A 16,423-nucleotide genomic window follows, 5' to 3' on the forward strand; every position below is an offset into this window, starting at 1 on the left:
GCCTCAGAGCCCCTTCGCCGTCGTCACGCGCACCTGCCGGACGATCCGCCGCCCCTCAGCCGCGGCGATCTCGCGGTCCAGCGCCTCGATGGCCCGGTCGATCTCGGCCACGCTGCGATAGTCCACGGTCTTGCCGTCATAGCTGACCCGCGCCACGCCCGAGGACCGCTGCGCGGTGAGCGCGTCGCGGCGGGCGCGGAGCTCTGCGGCCGTGGCCATGGATCACCTCATGTAGCTCGAGCGCACCGTGCGCCGGCGCTGCATCGGTCGTGTCGGGACGGACGGCGCCATCGCCGCGCCGTCCGTTGGCCCGTCCTGCTTCGCCACCCCGAGCTGCGCTTCCAGATCAGCCCACCGCGCCTCGGGCCAGCGATCCGCCCCGAGGATCCACGCGGCCGCGCGGGCATAGACCCGGGTGTCCAGCGCCTCGTTGCGCTCGCGGAGCTTCTGCCATTCGAGCCGCGTGAAACCACGCTTGCCCTTCACCGTCACCAGCTGCTCGGCGGTCAACTGCTTCAGCCATTCGCCGTCCGCCCAGTCCGGCAGGTGGATCGTGCCGGGCGGGCACAACGCGCCCGCCGCCTGTTCTTCCCTCGTCGGCCGGTCCTGCCGCAGAAAGCGATAGGTCTCGGCCTTGAAGGTCGATGTGGCCACGGTCCAGAGCCGGGCCCCGCGCCGCAGCCGCTTGCCGGCGATGGTGGCATCGACATAGGTCGGCCCGGTCACCGGGCTCGTCCGGGTGAACCCCTCGACGCCCTTCACCGGCGCAACCTGCGCAAAGCCCACCTGCCGGGACCAGGCATAGACCGCGCTGGTCTCGTAGCCCGTGTCGATCGCGAGCCGGGCGAGCGTCATCGTCTGGCCTGAGGCGTGCGTCCATGTCCGGCCGAGCAGGTCGGTCAGCTGCTGCCAGCAGGCCGGATCGCCGGGCCCGCCCTCGAGCACGAGATGATCGACGAGCCAGCTTTCCAGCCCGCGGCCCCAGGCCCAGACATCGACCTCGATCCGGTCCTTCTGCACGTCGGCGCCCGCGGTCAGGAACAGCCCGCGCTCGGGCACCGTGGCCGGGGCCCATGCCTCGCGCCGGTCCGCCAGGCGCTGCCAGTCGGGCGCTTCGCCGGTCTCCATCCAGGTCTCGCCGAGGATGGTGTTCCGGAACGCCCGCATCGCCTCGTCGCTGCCCCGTGCCGCCTCATGCGCCCGCGCGATCCGCTGCCAGCTGAGCCAGCCTACCGGCGAATAGAGCGCCGAGAGGTGGTAGCCGACCGTGGTTGGATCGGCGGTCGTGGCGGTCGCCCGCCATTCGCCGCGATCGAGCATCCTCGTCTTGTGGTGCTCGGCGATGGGCCGCTCGCAGCCCTCGCAGTGATATTCCGCCGTATCCGGCCGCCACTTCTCCCAGCGCAGCCGCTCGAACTTCAGCCACTGCATCGCGTCGCAATGCGGGCACGGCACGAAGTACCGCCGCTGGTCGGAAGCCTCGAACTCCCGCTCGATCCGGGAGAGCCCGCGGATCGTCGGGGTCGAGACCAGGAACACCTTGCGCCGATGGGCGAAGGTCAGAGACCGGGCTTCCGCCAGCGTGACCGGATCGCCTTCTTCGTCGGCCGAGGCCGGATAGGCGTCGACCTCGTCGAGGAAGATGTACCGCGCCGGAGTGGACCGCAGTCCGACCGCCGAGTTCGCGCCCGTCATGATCAGGATGCCGCCCGCGAACTCTTTCGACAGCATCGTGTTGCCCGCGTCGCGGGACCGGGCCGGCTTGACCCGCTCCCGCAGCTCGGGGCTCTCGTCGATCAGCGGGTCGATCCGCTGGCGCGAGTTGCGCTTGGCCAGTTCCACCGTCGGCTGGACCGCCAGCATCGGGCCCGGCGCCTGGTGGATGACGAAGCCGATCCAGTTGTTGCCGGCCTCGGTCGCGCCGACCTGCGCGGCCTTCATGAACACGATCCGCTGTGTCGGGTCGCCGGGCGAGAGCCGGTCCATGATCTCGCGCATGTAGGGCGTGCGCGCGGTCCGGTACTGCCCCGGCTCGGCCGAGGCCCGCGACGCGAGTTTCCGGTGAAGGTCCGCCCAGCTCGAGACGGTCAGGTTCGGGTCGGGCCGCAGGCCCCGCGACCAGGCGCGGATCAGCGCAGCGGCGCCGTCGAACCCGAAAACATCGTCATCCAAGCCCGGGTCGGATCTCCGCGAGGCTGTCGAGCTGGGCGCGGACATGGGCCTCCAGAACCTTCTGCATCAGCGCCGCCTCCACCTCGCACGCGTCCCCCAGCGCCGCGGTGAGCTCCGAGGCCATCAGCGCCGCGACGCGCGCCGGCCAGGTCACCCACGCATCGCGTTCGTCGCGCGCGAGCCGGAACATCAGCGTCTCCGCCCGGGCGCGGTCGACCAGTTCCCCCTTCAGCTTCTGCAGCCGGATGCGCCGCTCCTGCGCCTTCAGCACCTCGTTCGCGGTCTTGGCCTGCAGGAAGGTTGTGCCGCCGCCCACCGCCGGAACAGCCAGCCCCTGTTCGCGCAGCGTGTCGCCGACGGCGGCTACGGCAGCCTCGGGGACGGGCTTCAGCTTCGGCGCGGGCGGCTTTCTCGTCTTCGACGGGTCCGTTGTCTCGGCCCGTCTAGCATCGCTGGCCGCCGCGTTGATGCTGCCGTCGGGATAGAGCACCAGCCGCTCGGCCGTCTTCGCCTTCTGGATCGCGCCCCGCGACAGCCCGACATGCGCGGCGTACTGGCGCTCGCTCATGCCCTGCATCGACGGCTCCGATTATCATTTAGGATCATGTGCTTATCGAGTTGATAAGCCTCGCGGACAGAGCGAACGTCCATCCCACAAGGACGATGCAACTCACCCGGAGCCACCACGATGACCACCCGCCTGAACCCGATCACCACCCCGCGCTTTGAGGCCCGCGCCGAGAAGGCGCGCCGGAACAAGGAGGCGGCATTGGCCGCCTTCATCGGCAAGAAAGCCGAGATCGACGCGATGCTCGCGCGCCTGCAGGCGCTCAGCGACGACCATTTCAACTGCGCCCCCGACGAGGCGGGCTGGGCCATGGTCGGCACCCTCGAACACTACGCCAGCCTCCTGAAGCGCATTACCGACAGCGCCTTCGGCGAGGGCGAGCACGCCCGCTGATCTCCGGCACTGCAGGAACTCCCGCCGCGCGCCCTGCGCGGTGAGCCCGAACCGTGGCCCCAGTGGGGCCGCGTAAGTCGGGCGAACGGGTCGTAGAAGGCGCCGCATCACGCGGGCCCGAATACGGAGACGACCCCATGACCAAGCTTTCCGACACCCAGCTCGTGATCCTCAGCGCCGCCGCGCAGCGCGAGGACCGCAACGTCCTGCCGCTCCCCGGCTCCCTCCGCGGCGGCGCCGCCGCCAAGGTGGTCGGCGCGCTGCTGAAGCGCGGGCTGATCGCCGAGACCACGTCCGACAGCCGGGCCAAGGCCGACGCCGCGCTCAACCGAATCTGGCGCAACGACGAGGACGGCAACGCCATCCTCCTGCACATCACGGACGCGGGCCTTGCCGCCATCGGCGTCGAGCCGGAGAGCGGCGACAGCGCGCCCACGGGCGCCGAAGAGGCGCCGAGCGCGGAGACCCCTCAGGACGCTCCCGCCGCGGCCGGCCCCGCGCCCAAGGCGCGCACACCGCGCACGGGCACCAAGCAGGCGAAGCTGATCGAGATGCTCCGCACCGAGGGCGGCGCGACCATCGACGAGATGGTCGCGGCCTTGGACTGGAGACCGCACACGGTGAGGGGTGCGCTTGCCGGCGCGCTAAAGAAAAAGCTCGGTCTGACCGTCACCTCGGAGAAAGTCGAAGGAAGAGGGCGCTGCTACCGCATCGAGGACGCCGTCTGATGCCGCGGTACAGGGTCAAGATCACCCGTGCCGTCACCGAAAGCACCCGCGTGACCGTCGAGGCACTGTCCCCGGAGGCGGCGCAAGCCGTCGCCTTCGTGGCGCTGGCCGACATGGAGGACGCCTTCTGGAACCTTGATGAGGGTTCGTGGAATGCAGGCCCCGCCTACATCACGGCAGTCGAGCCTGCCGATGTGTGATGCCCGGCGCTATCGCCAACGCTCGAACAGTCGTCGCAGCAGGTAACCCCGCGCCAACGACACGCCGACGAAGGCGAGGCCGATGCTCAGATGCTCCGCGATTCCAGTCTCGATCCCGAACCACGGGAACACCACGATCTGCGTTGCGATGGCCAAAACGTAGCCGACGACAACGTTTGCCGCGGCCTCGACCATCGACATGATCCGGCTCTGCTTCATCGCAGGCTCTCCAGAAACGCCGTCACGAACTCCGCCGCGAGCGACGGAACGATTGCATTGCCGTAGCCCCGCAGCAGCCCCATGCGACCGGGTAGCCCATCAGCCAGCGGGAATGTTCCGGGCTCAACGGGCCGCCAGCGGTCATCGCGGCAGAGGAGCCAGTCCGGATCTCGCCAGACGCCGTCCGTCGCATTGGCCCCGGCAGGGTCGGCGCCATCGACCAGTCCACCAGCTTCACCGTCCTGCGGCTCGCATCGGTGTTGCCGGCCGCGTTGTATCGCTTCGTGGCGGGCGAGCCCGCCATCGCCGTCGGCCAACCCGCCAGCCAGACCTGTCGGCCGAGCAGCGCATTGATCGGCACCGACCGGCATTCCGATCCGTCCTTGTGATCCCTCGCCGAGGCCGTCGCCCAACCCGCGAGTGACTGCGTCCAAGGCGACGGCGCCGAAGAACAGGCGTTGGCGGATGTGCGGCGCGCCGATGCCCGCAGCCGGCAGATCGGCCGCCGCGACGGCGTAAGATGCCGCTTCCAGGTCAGCCGCCAGAGCGTCGAACCACGCCCAGCCAGTCGGGCCCTCAACTGCCGCGCGAGACTTTCTGCCAACCGGTCCGAGCACTGCCGCGCTCGCGACCTGCTCGCCGAAGACGAGCTCCGGGCGGCAGGCTGCGACGAGCCGCAGGAATGCCGGGGCGAGATGGCGGTCATCGTCCTGTCCCTTGCGCTGCCCGGCCTGACTGAAGGGCTGGCAGGGCGGCGAACCGGTCCAGACGGACAGATCGTCCGCTACGCCCGCGAGTCGCAGCGCATATGGCCAGCCGCCGATGCCGGCGAAGAAATGACATTGCGCGAAGCCGCGCAGCTCGGTGGGCTCCACCTCGAGGATGGACCTTTCGTCCACTTGGCCCGCGGGCAGAAGCCCGGCCGCGATCAGTTCCCGCAGCCAGGCGCAGATCGCGGGATCGGCATCGTTGTAGTAGACGGCCATCAGGCGGCTGCATCGGCCTTGTCGCCCAGCCGCTCGGCCTTCACCTCGGCGAAAATCCGGCCGTCGCCGTCGAGGATCGCCTCGCGCCCGGTGTCGGCCTGCCAGCGTTCGACGGCGACATCGACGTAAGCCGGGCTGATCTCCATCGCGAAGACGCGGCGGCCATTCGCTTCGCCCGCCATGATCTGCGAGCCGGAGCCCGAGAACGGCTCGTAACAGAGGCCGCCGCGGGCGACGTGCTGGCGCATCGGGATGCCGAAGGCGTCGAGCGGTTTCGGCGTCGGGTGGTCGGGGCGCTCGTCCTTCGTGAAGGACGGCATTTCCCAGGTCGAGGGGAGCGTCTGCTCGGCCACCTTCGGCGGGCGGTTCGGGCGGCGCCAACCCATGAAGCAGGGCTCGTGCTTCCAGAGGTAATGCGAGCGGGTGAGAACCCCCCGGTCCTTCACCCAGATGATCTGCTGGTGCACGAAGGCGCCCGCCTTCTCCCAGCAGGCTTCCAGCATCGCCTGGCGGCGCGAGGCGTGCCAGCAGTACCAAGCCGCGTCCTCGGTGATGGCTTCCGCCACGGCGGCGCCGATGAAGCTGTCATAGAGTTCCGCCCCCTGGCTGCTGTCGTCCCAGGTCACGCCGTAGGAGTGCGACCAGTCCTTGTTGCGGGTCGGGTGGTTCGAGCCGTCGTAGTCGACGAGGTACGGCGGGTCGGTCGCGAACAGCACGGCCCGCTCGCCGTTCATCAGGCGGCGCACGTCCGCCGCGCTGGTGCTGTCGCCGCACAGCAGGCGGTGATCGCCGAGGATCCACAGGTCGCCGGTGCGCGACGCCGGATTGCGCGGCGGTTCGGGGATGGTCACCGGCGGCACGGAGCCTCCGGCGCCACCTTCTTCACCGTCCCCCTCCGGCAAAAACGCCAGCAGCTTGTCGAGTTCGCTGTCGGGGAAGCCGACCAGCGACAGGTCGAAATCCTCGGCCAGCAGGTCGTTCAGTTCCGCCGACAGCAGCGCCTCGTCCCAAGTGCCGAGTTCCGTCAACTTGTTGTCCGCGATCCGGTACGCCCGCCGCTGCGCCTCGGTCAGATGACCGAGCACGATCACCGGCGCTTCGGTCAGCCCCAGCTGCGTGGCGGCCAGCACGCGCCCGTGGCCCGCGATTAGCTCTCCGTCTTCGCCCACGAGGCAGGGCACGGTCCAGCCGAACTCGGCCATGCTGGCGGCGATCTTCGCGACCTGGTCGGCGCCATGCGCCTTCGCGTTCCTGGCGTAGGGCTGGAGGCGCGACAGCGGCCAGGTCTCGATCCGCTCGGGGGCGAAGGCGAGGGTCATGCAGGTTCCTGTCGATGGTCGATCGGCATCCGCCGGGTGGACTCCGGCACGGAGGGGTCCACCGGCTTCCGGCCGGACTCCGGCATCCGCGGGGTATCCACCCTGGGCGGCCGGTCAGATGTTTGAATTCACGAGGGTTTCGAGGCGTCGCTGCTGGACGCTGGACTCCGGTGGCTTCCCAAAAATCCGGCCCTGTCGCTAGCGAAATGCCGAGCCAAGCCCGCCAGCATACGAATATCGCCAGAAAGGAACCAAGAACTCAATGGGTTAGCCCATTGGACCCCGGCTGGACCCTTCGCTGGACCCCGGAAGCCAGCGGCGCGGCCTTTGCCTGCGCGCTCCTCTCCCGAGCATATTGGTTTTCTAACGGCCTCGTCGAAATGTGTAAGGCCCCGCGATGTACACCCGAAAATTTCCTCAGAGGACGATTTTTCTTGACAGGCGATTGGCGTTTTCGATGACGAACTGCTGCGACCGACGGGGCGACGGCACGCGACCGTTCAGCCGCCAGGTGATCACGGCAAGGCCGTACTGCCAGCGCTTGGTCGCGGCCGTGCGCGACAGACCGAACTGCCAGCAGATCGGCTTCCACGCCATGCCGTCGGCGCGGGCCCAGACCAGGCGCCCATCCTCGGGCTCCAGCCAGCGCAGCCAGAGCATCGCTTCCTCGGCCTGCGTGATCTGACGCGGGCTGGGTCTCGGGCGACGCATCTGCGGCTCCTGACCGACCTTGTCGGCGAAGCTGTGGAAGTACTCGGGCCACGCGTTGAAGAAGCCCTGCGGCATCACGCCCGGCATCTGGCGCATGACGCCCGCCGCGAGCTCCAGCCGGTCCTGCACCTGTGCTGTGCTCCACTCACCCATGGCGCGCCTCCCGTTCGCGTTTGCCGTAGAGCCGCTCGCCGAGTTGCCGGACCAGTTCGCGCTCGGGCCAGGTGAGGCGGTGGTCGTCGACAGCCACGGCCAGAAGCCCCTGTTCCTTCCAGCCGTCGCGCTTGACCTCGTCGGGGTTGCGGCGCTGGCCGCCGTAGCCCTTGGGCGTGAACCGCATGCCGCTCATCGCACACCTCCGCGGGTCTCCAGCGCCCAGAGCAGGATCGCGATGGCATCAGCCTCGTTGTCGTCGGCGGGGCTGAAGCCACGCGCCCGGGCGGCCGCCAGCATGGCGTCCTTGTTCGCGTTGCCCTTGCCCGTGGCGTGGCGTTTGATGGTGCCGACCGGCACGCCATCGTAAGGAACGCCGCGCAGCTCGGCCCACGCGGTGAGCGTGGCCATGAGCCCGCCATAGACGTGGGCTGCATCCGTTCCAGCATGCCGGCGAACCTCCTCGAACCAAATGGCGGAAATCGGACCGGACAGCCGGTCCAGCTCGGTCAGCCAGTTGGTGAACCGCAGGTAGCGCATGCCGCCGCCGTCGAAGCGACCCTGGCGGAAAGACACGGTGCCGCTGGTGATCATCCCGTCGGCGCCGTGCAGGGCCCAGCCCGTGGTCGTGCCGAGATCAAGCGAGAGGAGCGTGCGATCGCCGCGGAAGGCGAGCGGCAGATGGGAGATTGCCTCGTGGCGGGAGGTGGCGAGAGTCAGGTCAGCCATAGGTGATCTCCTCGTTGGGCTGCTTGGGTGGAAGACGACGGTGGTTGACGCTTGGCGGTACCGGCCGCCGTCGTCGGATCGGGATTGGCAGGGAGCGTCAGAGCCCGCGCTCGGAAACCCCTCGACGTATGGGAGGAGAGGCCAAACCTGCAGGTTGGCCTCCCCATACGTAGTATGGGGGCCTTCATTGTTCGTCCTCCGTTCATCGTAAGACACTGAAATCATTAGTCTTTCGAGGTCGAACAGAGGGCGCGCAAGAGGACGAACATATTCGACCTCATTGGCCATCAAGCGATTGATTTCATTGACAAGAGGACGAACAATGGCGGAGGACGAACATGTTTGTCCTGAGGTCGAACAGGGCTTTCCGGAGGACGAACAAGGGCGATCGAGCACGATTTCAGGCATCTTCGTCCTCCGGAATCGGCCAGTCGGAGGGGTGCTCGACCTCGAGGCAGTCACCGTTCGAGGGCGACTTGTAGTGGGTCGGCACGACCGGTTTGCCGCCCGCGAAGACCTCTCCGGTCTCGGCGTCGACCTGCTCCTCGCAGCCGAACACCATGCCTTCGACGCAGAGGTATCCAAAGCGCGACCGCACGACCGGATGGCCGTAGGGGCGGCCGTCGCGCACGAAGCGGATCCAGCCCTTTGTGGCGGCGACGTTCAGCCGGTCACGGATCGTGAACTGGCTGCCGAGACCGCGCTTGTTCTCGAAGGCCTCCCGGAACTGCGTCGAGGTATAGAGCCTGCCATTGCTCGCCTCCTCGAGCAGGATTGACAGGATGACATTGCGCTTGCGGTCGCGTTCGGCATCGTGCTTCGCGCCGGTCTCCTGGCCGACGATCCTCTCGTTCATCGGATTGATCTCGACCCATTGGCCGCTCACCTTGTCGATCAGCTTCGCGGGCAACGCGGGACCATTGCGCAGCTCGATCTCCAGCTTTCGTTGCGAGCAGTCCTCGTCGGGGCGGTGCAGGATCAGGCCGGAGGTGTAGAACCCGCGCAGGGCGCTGGCGCCGGAAAGCGCGAGGAACGGATCCTCCTTCACCTGGTGCTTGCTGAGCTTCTTGGTGTGGTGGACCAGGATGACCCCGCAGTCGGGATCGATGTGGTCGCGCAGCACCTCCACCCGTTCCTTCAGGAAGAACATCATGGCGGTGTTGTCGTTCTCGCCGCCGCCATCTGGCCCGCCGTCGAAGAGGTTCCGGATCGGGTCGACGCAGAGGATGTCGGGCGGCGCATCCGGGAATGCCGACTGAATCGCGCGGGCGACCCGCACGCTGCCCTCGTTGTCGAGCAGCATCTTCAGTTTGGGCGTGGCGACGAATGTATCGCGGGCGGCGGCCAGCACATCGGGCGGCAGCGCGATCTGCTTCAGCCGCTCGCGCAGATAGTGATACTGGATCTCGGCCTGCAGGTAGAAGATCCGCAGCGGGCGTGGCGGGGTGAAGCCGAGGAAGGGCTGACCTGCGGCCATGTGGACGAGCCAGGAGATCAGCAGGTCGCTCTTGCCGACCTTGGGCGCGCCGCCCAGCACCATAAGCCCGCCCGGCGTCAGCACGCGAGGCGCGATGATGTCCTCCGGCATCGGGCTCTGGTCGTCCAGCAGCGCGCCCAAGGTGAAGGCGGGCATCTCGACCGGCCCCGGTGCGCCGGAATCCAGCCGGATCAGCGGCGGTCCGTATCTCTCGACATGCCGCTCCCAGAGCCGCTCGGATTCGCGCTTCAGCCGCTCGACCGGCCACTGGGGCCGCAGCATCGCGGCGTTGTAGCCGCAGATGCCTTCCCAGCCCTCGTCCCTTGTGATCCGGCCCTCGTGGACCATTCGGATGAAATGCCCGATCGCGGCCGAGGCACCCTCGAAACGGGACCAGTCGTCCGCGCCGCCCTCGCGCACCGGCGTGACCAGCACCTCGTCCATGGCGGGCTTGTCGGGATGGGTGAAGGCGGGCTGCAGGGACACGCCCGGTGCGGGCGGCATGTCGGTCACGGCCTCGATGAACTCGGCCAGATCGCGTTCGCGGTCGGGGTTCAGCTCGACGATCCGCACCTGCGTCTTGAGGTTGTTCTTGTAATAGACGCTGCCGGCCACCCGGATCGGCTGATGCGCCGAGCGGAAGTGCATGTCACCGCCGACCTTGGCGGCAATGTCGCCGCGCAGACGCGTCACGCGGGCTATGTCGTCGCCCTCGGCGGGTTCCGTCAGCGCCCACCAGACGTGGCACTTGCGCTGCCCCTCGGCCGTGACGCCGCCGCTCTCCACCACCATGCTGGGCGGGCCGAGGTGGCGCTCCAGATGCGCGCGCCTGGCCGCGATGTCACCGGTGTCGAGATCGACCACCACGGTCTGCATCTGCAGGATCTCGGCGGCCCTGGCCTGACCGGGCGCGGCGACGGTGCCGGGGATCACATAGACCGCCGCCCCCTCGCGCGAGGCCCATGTCGCGAAGGTGGCCATCTTCTCCGGGGCAGCCCGATCCGCCTCGATCCAGATGTTGTGCGGACGGCCATCGATGCCCTGACCCTTGTCGATGAAGCTGCGGACCGGGATCAGGCCGTCGCAGTATCCGAAGACGACCTGCATGAATTGCGCGATCTGCGCAGGGTCGGGCTCGTCGCCGAAAACGTCGATCTGCGGCGCGGCGTCGTTGAAGTCGCGCCACGGGTTGAAATGAACGATGTTTTCCTTGGGCTCATCGGGCGTCGTGTCGTCGCGCATGGCTGGCTCCTGGTCGGGATCGGATGGATCGGTGGGCTCGTTGGTCATGCCGCCAGGCTCCAGCACCGCTCGGCGTGAGCGCAGAACCGGCATTCGAAGAAGTCGCGATTGGTGGCGATGCGGGGCAGCAGCTCGCCCGCGTCGGTGGCCTGCAGGATCCGCACCGCGCGGTCGGACATGCGCTGCGCCAGATCGGCATCGAACGGCACCAGCTCATGGTGCAGCTCGGCCGTGTCCTTGTTGATGGCCGTGAAGAGCGCGGGCGCCGCCGAGATCCCGGGCACCGATGGCTCCATGTAGGCTTGGTAGATCGCGATCTGGGCGGCATAGACCGGCTTGGAGACGGTGACCCCGTCCTTGACGCAGGCACGCCAGTTCTTCGCGTTCATGGTCTTGCATTCCCAGAGCGCGGGGGTGCGCAGACCGAGCGCGGCCGGGGCTGCGGCCACGATCCCGTCGACATGGCCACGGATACGGCCACCGGCGACGGAAAAGCCGAACTGCTCGCCATCGGGGCGATTGCCCTTGCGGGTATAGAGGTCGAGCCCCGCCGCCCGCAGCCAGCGGATCGCCAGATCCTCAAGCTGATGGCCGATCTCGAAGATCCTCAGCGTCTGCCCGCCGAAGTCCGAGCCCTCATCCTTGGGCGCGCCAGCAAACTCGAACTGCAGCGCGCGTTCGCAGGAGTGCCCGAGGCGGGACGCGCCGAGATAGGCCCGCGGCGGCGTGGCTTCCCGCTCGGCGACGAGCGCCGCGTCGACCAGCGCGTTGATCCGCTCGGCCACGGAGGGCCGATGGTTGAAATCCAGCATCAGAACGGGATCTCCGATTGGCTGGCGATCTCGGCCATCTCGGCGCGGAACGCCTCCACGGTGGTCACGATCAGCCGGTGCATGTCGTTCTGCGTCAGCTGGGCCAGCGGCCGGTCCCAGCCGATCCGCTCCATCTCGGGTGCGAGCGCACGCATCACCGCGGGCAGCGCCTGTGTTTCCTCTTCTGTGAAATCGACCATGCTCAATCCTCTTTTAGCTTTGCGGGTGAAGGCCGCCTGGCAGCCCATCGAGCAGAACCAGCGGCGGGTGCGGTGCCGGCGCGGCCGGTGGGGTTCGGACCAGCCGAAGCCGCGGGTCCGGGATGCGCAGACGGCGCAGAGCGCCGGGCGCGGATGCCAGAGGCGATCAAAGCCCGGTCGATCCGCAGCCTCTGCGGACGGGGATGGCACTTGCGCGACATGGCTCACGCCGCCCTCCGCTCGGGCTCGGCTGCCGTGACGAGGCGCCGGATGTCGCGCTTGTTGAACTGGAACGAGATCAGCGCCGAGGCGCGATAGCGCGTCAGGCCGAAGTCGTGCCGGCACTCGGGCGGCAGATACTGCAGCTGCTTCTCGGTCGGCGGCTGGCGCAGCCAGGATCGGGTCTTGAAGGCGCTCTCGTCGGTCTCGTGGGTGTTCAGCCAGTCGTCCGCCTGCGCGAGGCAGACGGTCCTTTCGCCGACGCCCAACAGGTGCGGACGTTCGCCCTTCGCCCCGCCGATCGCGTACCAGACCCCGTCCAGCCAGAAGATGCCGCCCCAGGCGGTGAAGCCCGTGGCCATCAGCGCGTCGTCCGTGCCGAAGAGGTCGACCCACGCGAAGCTCGACCGCTTCAGCAGGTCGATCTCGGTCATGATGAAGCCGGAGAGCGGCGCCGTGCCCCCGTCCGTTCCCGCGTCCTCGGGCGGGAACGCTTCGCCGCAGAGCGGGCATTCGCTGGCGGCGAGCGGGATCTCCGCCTCGCAGGCCGGGCAGGTCTTCGTCGGCGCCTCTCCGGTCTCGGTCTTGCCGTCGAGATCGACATCCTGTTCCAGCGTACCGTGGATCAGGCTCGAGGTGCCAAAATCCAGCACGACGCAGTCGGTCTTGACGATGCCGGGATGTTCCTCGGGATCGACGGTGCGCAGGCCGCGCCCCACCATCTGGATCATGGTGGACTTGTAGGAACTGGGCCGCAGCAGCACGACGCAGGAAGTGGGCGGATGGTCCCAGCCCTCGGTCAGCACCGCGACATTGACGACGACGCGGATGTCGCTGGCCGCATAGCTGGCGAGGATCGCCTTGCGGGTCTCGGCCGCGAGATCGCCATGGATCAGCGCGGCGGAAACGCCCGCCGCACTGAACGCCTCGGTGACGTGTTCGGCGTGGGCGACGGTGGAGCAGAACACCACGGTCTGCCGTTCTTCGGACCCCGCCTTTTCCTTCCAGTGGCGGATCACCTCGTCGGTGACGGGGGCGCGGTCCATGATCCCCGCGACCTCCGCCATGTCGAAATCCGACATGGTCTTCCGGACCGCGCGCAGCTCGTCCTGCACGCCGACATCGATGACGAAGGTGCGCGGCGGCACCAGGTGGCCCGATGCGATCAACTCGCCCAGCCGCACCTGGTCGGCGACATTGTCGAAGACCTCGCGCAGTCCCTTCCTGTCGCCGCGGTTCGGCGTCGCCGTGACCCCGAAGATGCGGGCGTCGGGATTGGCGTCGCGCACCCGGTCGATGATGCGACGATAGCTGTCGGCGACGGCATGGTGCGCCTCGTCGATAACCAGCAGGTCGAGGCGCGGCATGTCGGCGAGGTTCGACGCCCGCGCCAGCGTCGGCACCATGGCAAAGGCGACCTGGCCGCCCCAGGACTTCTCCGTGGCGTCGATCACCGAGGTGGCGACGCCCGGCACCACGCGCTGGAACTTGGCGCGGTTCTGCTCCGTCAGTTCGTCGCGGTGCGCCAGCACGCAGGCCTTGGCACCGTTGCCGATCATCTCGCCGGTGACCGCCGAGAGCATGATGGTCTTGCCCGCGCCGGTGGGTGCCACGCCCAGCGTGTTGCCGCGGGAGGCGAGCGCAGCCACGCTGCGCTCGACGAAGGTCTTCTGGCGGGGGCGCAGGCGCATGGCCGGGATCCCCCTTACTGAGCCCAGCTCGGCCGACCGGCGAACCCCGCACCGGCGTTGGTCGCTGGCTGGTTCGTCCGGGGCGCTGCGGGGGCGGCATGCTGCGATGCCTGACCCTGCGCAGCAGCGGCGCCGAACTGCAGACCCGCCGCACCCATGACCTGCGCGTAGTCGCGATGGTCGGGCGTGACCGCGCTGCGGATCTCGTTCTTGTCGTCGCCGCTGGCGTCGGTGCCGATGTCGATGCGGGCGATGAACTCGATCCCGTCGAGATCGGCGAAGCCGCCGATGCGCCGCGCCGCCTGCGCCTCGGCCGACATGTCCTTGTCGGAAATCCCGCGGGCCGAGTTCAGCATGCCGCGCACGAGGCTGCGGCCCATGTTGGCCCAGTCCGGCCCCTTGGGGCTGTAGAGCCCGATCAGGGTGAAGATCTTGCGCCGGGCGTACTGGCCTTCGGTCACCGTGAACTCGCCGTTGAGATAGACCGCGCCGGTCGAGCCGCGCGTGGCATAGCCGCCCGTCCAGCCCTGCGACGGATCGTCGAAGCCGCCCGGGCGAATGGTCAGCCGCACCTTGGCCAGCGTGCCCTTGGGGATCAGGTTGGTGTTGCTCTGCGCGTCGTTGAAATCGTTCCAGGAACCCACGGGGAACCTCCTTTTGATCAGGATTGCGGTTGGGATTGGGCGTCAGCCGCCGGATCGGCGGGTGGCGGGGTGTAGGTCAGGCGCTTGGGCGCAGGCGCGACGGGAGCGCGGATCTTGGTCATCAGGCGGCCGAGATGTGGCTCCTCGACCTGATCCAGACGGCCGGAACGGTCCTTGGCCGGGAAGCCCCAGGGATTGATCGTCTGGCAGACGAAGGCGCGATAAGGATCGCCCCCGTCGGCCTTCAGCTCCGCCATGGTGATCACCTCGTCGACGATCCCCGGCAGTTCGAGCCCAGTCTTCGAGCCGTCGATCTGCGGCTGGAACACCTTGCGATTGAAGTCGTCGAGCTTCTCGTCGAGGATTCCGACGAACCAGACGTTCTTGGCCCGCGTGTGCTGCAGATGCGTGAGCCAGCCGATCATCTCGCGGCCATGCAGCCCGTAAGCGCCACGGATGTCGGGCTTGCCGGTCTTCTCCGACAGCGCCTCGGGCTGGCCCTTGCACCAGCCGAAGCACAGCCGCCCCGCCACGGTGATCGAGTCCACGAAGATCGTGTCGTAGCGGTCCAGCGCCGCCGGATCGCCGAAGCGGTCGCAGACTGCCCTGTAATGCGCCGGGCTGTAGGGCTGGTCGTCGCGCAGCGCCGGGTTGGGGCCGCCGATGAACACTGCGAAATCCCGGCATTCCGTCCAGGTCCGCGGCCGGATGCTGTCACCCGCCCAGCCCTCGATGGCGAGATCGCCCGCTTCAAGATCCATGAAGAGGGTCGTCGAGGCGTTCAGCGTCCAGAGCAGCGATGTTTTCCCGATGCCCGACTTGCCGAAGATGCAGCCCTTGACGCCGCGGGGCTCGGCCAGCCGCTGGTCGGCGCTGATGATGGGGATGCTCATCGATCGCCCCCCTGCGGGACGAAATCGCCCGCCTCGAGATCCATGAACAGCATCGTGGGCGCCTTCAGCGTCCGGAGCAGCGAGGTCTTTCCGACGCCCGACTTGCCGCAGATGCAGAGCCTGACGCCGCGGGGCTCCGCGTGCCGCTGGTCGGGGCTGATGATGGGAAGGCTCACTGATCGCCCTCCTGCGGGACGATCTCGATCTTCAGCGTGCCGGGCCGGACGGTGCGCGCGGGCTCGAAACCGGCCCGGATTGCATCCGGCCAGGCAGCGTATTTGCGCTCGGGCACCTTGAAGCCGACGTCGACATACTGGGCCGGATCGTCCCCGGCGGCGCGGATGCGCTCGACCATGGCCGCGAGGCGGTCCTGATCCCAATCCACCCGCTTCGGCAGGTCGGCAACGATGGTGAAGTCGCCATCGTCGAAGCGGATCGTGCCGGTGTCCTTGCCCGCAGCCTGCCGGATTTCGGCCGCGCGAGTGGCGTAGCGGGCCGTCAGGGCGCCATCGAGGCGAGCCTTCGCAGCCTTGATCCGCCCCATGCGCGCGTCGACCTCGTGCTGCAGGATGGCCAGCAGTTCGACGGGCAGCTGGGCGATGTCCTGCAGGCCGAGGCCCGGCAGGTCGTCGACGGTGGGGGTGTTCGCAGGGAACGGCATGTAGGGGTCTCCATGATCGGGAAGGAAGGACTGGAAGGCGACCATCAGGCGACCTCCTGCTCGGCGAGCAGAAGCGCGGAGAGCGAGACGGCTGCGGCCTTCGGCTTGGGCCGGGCGATGGCGATGTAGGCGAACTGGTCTGGGCCCGAGCGCTCCTGCACCAGGTGCACGAGGCCCTGTTCGGCGGCCCAGAAGGCGCGCGACCCGAGCCGGGCCAGTTCCGCGCGCTGCTGGTCCGGCAGCCGGGCGAACATCGGGAAGATGTCGAGGGCCAGAAAGCCGCGATGGTATTCCAGCCGGTCGCCCGGCACGGCCTGCGCCACCCAGGCGCAGAACTCGGTCTCGGTGAGCGGTCGGCGCGCGCGGACCGTGATGAAGGGGGTGGTGCCCATGAACATGATCTCCT

General features: G+C 68.4%; 21 protein-coding genes. 3 read left to right on the forward strand and 18 right to left on the reverse strand.

The window, feature by feature from the left end; genetic code table 11:
* Positions 1-3 precede the first annotated feature (3 nt).
* The 3 genes from DRW48_RS11695 to DRW48_RS11705 are packed head-to-tail and all read right to left on the reverse strand — an operon-like array spanning position 4 to position 2,749.
* On the reverse strand, positions 4-219 hold the full coding sequence (locus DRW48_RS11695) for a phage head-tail joining protein (RefSeq protein ID WP_114076593.1): 216 nt from the start codon (positions 217-219) through the stop codon (positions 4-6).
* Between the two features lie 3 nt (positions 220-222).
* Positions 223-2,217: a phage terminase large subunit family protein gene (locus DRW48_RS11700; protein WP_199286091.1), complete on the reverse strand. Its 1,995-nt coding sequence runs from the start codon at positions 2,215-2,217 to the stop codon at positions 223-225.
* Positions 2,165-2,749 (reverse strand): hypothetical protein, encoded by a 585-nt coding sequence (locus tag DRW48_RS11705; protein WP_114076595.1) that lies wholly within the window; start codon positions 2,747-2,749, stop codon positions 2,165-2,167. Before DRW48_RS11705 ends, DRW48_RS11700 begins: the two co-directional genes overlap by 53 nt.
* A 111-nt stretch (positions 2,750-2,860) precedes the next feature.
* Between DRW48_RS11705 and DRW48_RS11710 the strand changes: the two genes are divergently transcribed.
* The 3 genes from DRW48_RS11710 to DRW48_RS11720 all read left to right on the forward strand — a co-directional run bounded on the left by DRW48_RS11710 (position 2,861) and on the right by DRW48_RS11720 (position 4,061).
* Entirely contained in the window at positions 2,861-3,133 is a 273-nt protein-coding gene (locus tag DRW48_RS11710; protein ID WP_114076596.1) for a hypothetical protein, read from the forward strand.
* A gap of 137 nt (positions 3,134-3,270) precedes the next feature.
* Positions 3,271-3,861: a DUF3489 domain-containing protein gene (locus DRW48_RS11715; RefSeq protein ID WP_114076597.1), complete on the forward strand. Its 591-nt coding sequence runs from the start codon at positions 3,271-3,273 to the stop codon at positions 3,859-3,861.
* The gene (locus DRW48_RS11720) at positions 3,861-4,061 is read left to right on the forward strand and encodes a hypothetical protein (RefSeq protein ID WP_114076598.1); all 201 of its coding nucleotides are present in this window, start codon (positions 3,861-3,863) and stop codon (positions 4,059-4,061) included. The genes DRW48_RS11715 and DRW48_RS11720 overlap by 1 nt, the downstream gene beginning before the upstream one ends.
* 9 nt (positions 4,062-4,070) lie before the next feature.
* Here DRW48_RS11720 and DRW48_RS11725 read toward each other — a convergent pair whose 3' ends face one another.
* The 15 genes from DRW48_RS11725 to DRW48_RS11795 all read right to left on the reverse strand — a co-directional run bounded on the left by DRW48_RS11725 (position 4,071) and on the right by DRW48_RS11795 (position 16,415).
* The gene (locus tag DRW48_RS11725; RefSeq protein WP_114076599.1) at positions 4,071-4,280 is read right to left on the reverse strand and encodes a DUF7220 family protein; all 210 of its coding nucleotides are present in this window, start codon (positions 4,278-4,280) and stop codon (positions 4,071-4,073) included.
* Positions 4,277-5,266, reverse strand: coding sequence for a DNA cytosine methyltransferase (locus DRW48_RS11730; RefSeq protein ID WP_114076600.1), 990 nt, complete (start codon positions 5,264-5,266; stop codon positions 4,277-4,279). Before DRW48_RS11730 ends, DRW48_RS11725 begins: the two co-directional genes overlap by 4 nt.
* Positions 5,266-6,585: a site-specific DNA-methyltransferase gene (locus DRW48_RS11735; protein ID WP_114076601.1), complete on the reverse strand. Its 1,320-nt coding sequence runs from the start codon at positions 6,583-6,585 to the stop codon at positions 5,266-5,268. The genes DRW48_RS11730 and DRW48_RS11735 overlap by 1 nt, the downstream gene beginning before the upstream one ends.
* 417 nt (positions 6,586-7,002) lie before the next feature.
* Complete coding sequence (locus DRW48_RS11740) at positions 7,003-7,449, reverse strand: DUF6362 family protein (protein ID WP_114076602.1); 447 nt, start codon at positions 7,447-7,449, stop codon at positions 7,003-7,005.
* Positions 7,442-7,645 carry a hypothetical protein gene (locus DRW48_RS11745; protein ID WP_114076603.1) on the reverse strand — a complete coding sequence of 68 codons (204 nt, stop codon included), beginning with the start codon at positions 7,643-7,645 and terminating at the stop codon, positions 7,442-7,444. The genes DRW48_RS11740 and DRW48_RS11745 overlap by 8 nt, the downstream gene beginning before the upstream one ends.
* Positions 7,642-8,178 (reverse strand): crossover junction endodeoxyribonuclease RuvC, encoded by a 537-nt coding sequence (locus DRW48_RS11750; protein WP_199286092.1) that lies wholly within the window; start codon positions 8,176-8,178, stop codon positions 7,642-7,644. Before DRW48_RS11750 ends, DRW48_RS11745 begins: the two co-directional genes overlap by 4 nt.
* Before the next feature lie 400 nt (positions 8,179-8,578).
* A complete protein-coding gene (locus DRW48_RS11755) occupies positions 8,579-10,945 on the reverse strand; it encodes an AAA family ATPase (RefSeq protein ID WP_114077526.1) in 2,367 nt (788 codons plus the stop codon).
* On the reverse strand, positions 10,942-11,709 hold the full coding sequence (locus tag DRW48_RS11760; protein WP_114076604.1) for a hypothetical protein: 768 nt from the start codon (positions 11,707-11,709) through the stop codon (positions 10,942-10,944). The genes DRW48_RS11755 and DRW48_RS11760 overlap by 4 nt, the downstream gene beginning before the upstream one ends.
* A complete protein-coding gene (locus DRW48_RS11765; protein ID WP_036706727.1) occupies positions 11,709-11,909 on the reverse strand; it encodes a DUF6511 domain-containing protein in 201 nt (66 codons plus the stop codon). The genes DRW48_RS11760 and DRW48_RS11765 overlap by 1 nt, the downstream gene beginning before the upstream one ends.
* Positions 11,910-12,133: 224 nt before the next feature.
* Positions 12,134-13,819 (reverse strand): DEAD/DEAH box helicase, encoded by a 1,686-nt coding sequence (locus DRW48_RS11770; RefSeq protein ID WP_114076605.1) that lies wholly within the window; start codon positions 13,817-13,819, stop codon positions 12,134-12,136.
* A 14-nt stretch (positions 13,820-13,833) separates the two neighbouring features.
* On the reverse strand, positions 13,834-14,463 hold the full coding sequence (locus DRW48_RS11775; protein WP_114076606.1) for a hypothetical protein: 630 nt from the start codon (positions 14,461-14,463) through the stop codon (positions 13,834-13,836).
* 17 nt (positions 14,464-14,480) lie between these two features.
* Positions 14,481-15,356, reverse strand: a complete 876-nt coding sequence (locus tag DRW48_RS11780; protein WP_114076607.1) for an ATP-binding protein — start codon at positions 15,354-15,356, stop codon at positions 14,481-14,483.
* The gene (locus DRW48_RS11785) at positions 15,353-15,532 is read right to left on the reverse strand and encodes an AAA family ATPase (protein ID WP_114076608.1); all 180 of its coding nucleotides are present in this window, start codon (positions 15,530-15,532) and stop codon (positions 15,353-15,355) included. The genes DRW48_RS11780 and DRW48_RS11785 overlap by 4 nt, the downstream gene beginning before the upstream one ends.
* On the reverse strand, positions 15,529-16,062 hold the full coding sequence (locus tag DRW48_RS11790) for a hypothetical protein (RefSeq protein ID WP_199286093.1): 534 nt from the start codon (positions 16,060-16,062) through the stop codon (positions 15,529-15,531). The genes DRW48_RS11785 and DRW48_RS11790 overlap by 4 nt, the downstream gene beginning before the upstream one ends.
* Positions 16,062-16,415: a hypothetical protein gene (locus tag DRW48_RS11795; RefSeq protein ID WP_199286094.1), complete on the reverse strand. Its 354-nt coding sequence runs from the start codon at positions 16,413-16,415 to the stop codon at positions 16,062-16,064. The genes DRW48_RS11790 and DRW48_RS11795 overlap by 1 nt, the downstream gene beginning before the upstream one ends.
* Between the last annotated feature and the right edge of the window lie 8 nt (positions 16,416-16,423).

Source organism: Paracoccus suum, from assembly GCF_003324675.1.
Taxonomy (GTDB): Bacteria; Pseudomonadota; Alphaproteobacteria; order Rhodobacterales; family Rhodobacteraceae; genus Paracoccus; species Paracoccus suum.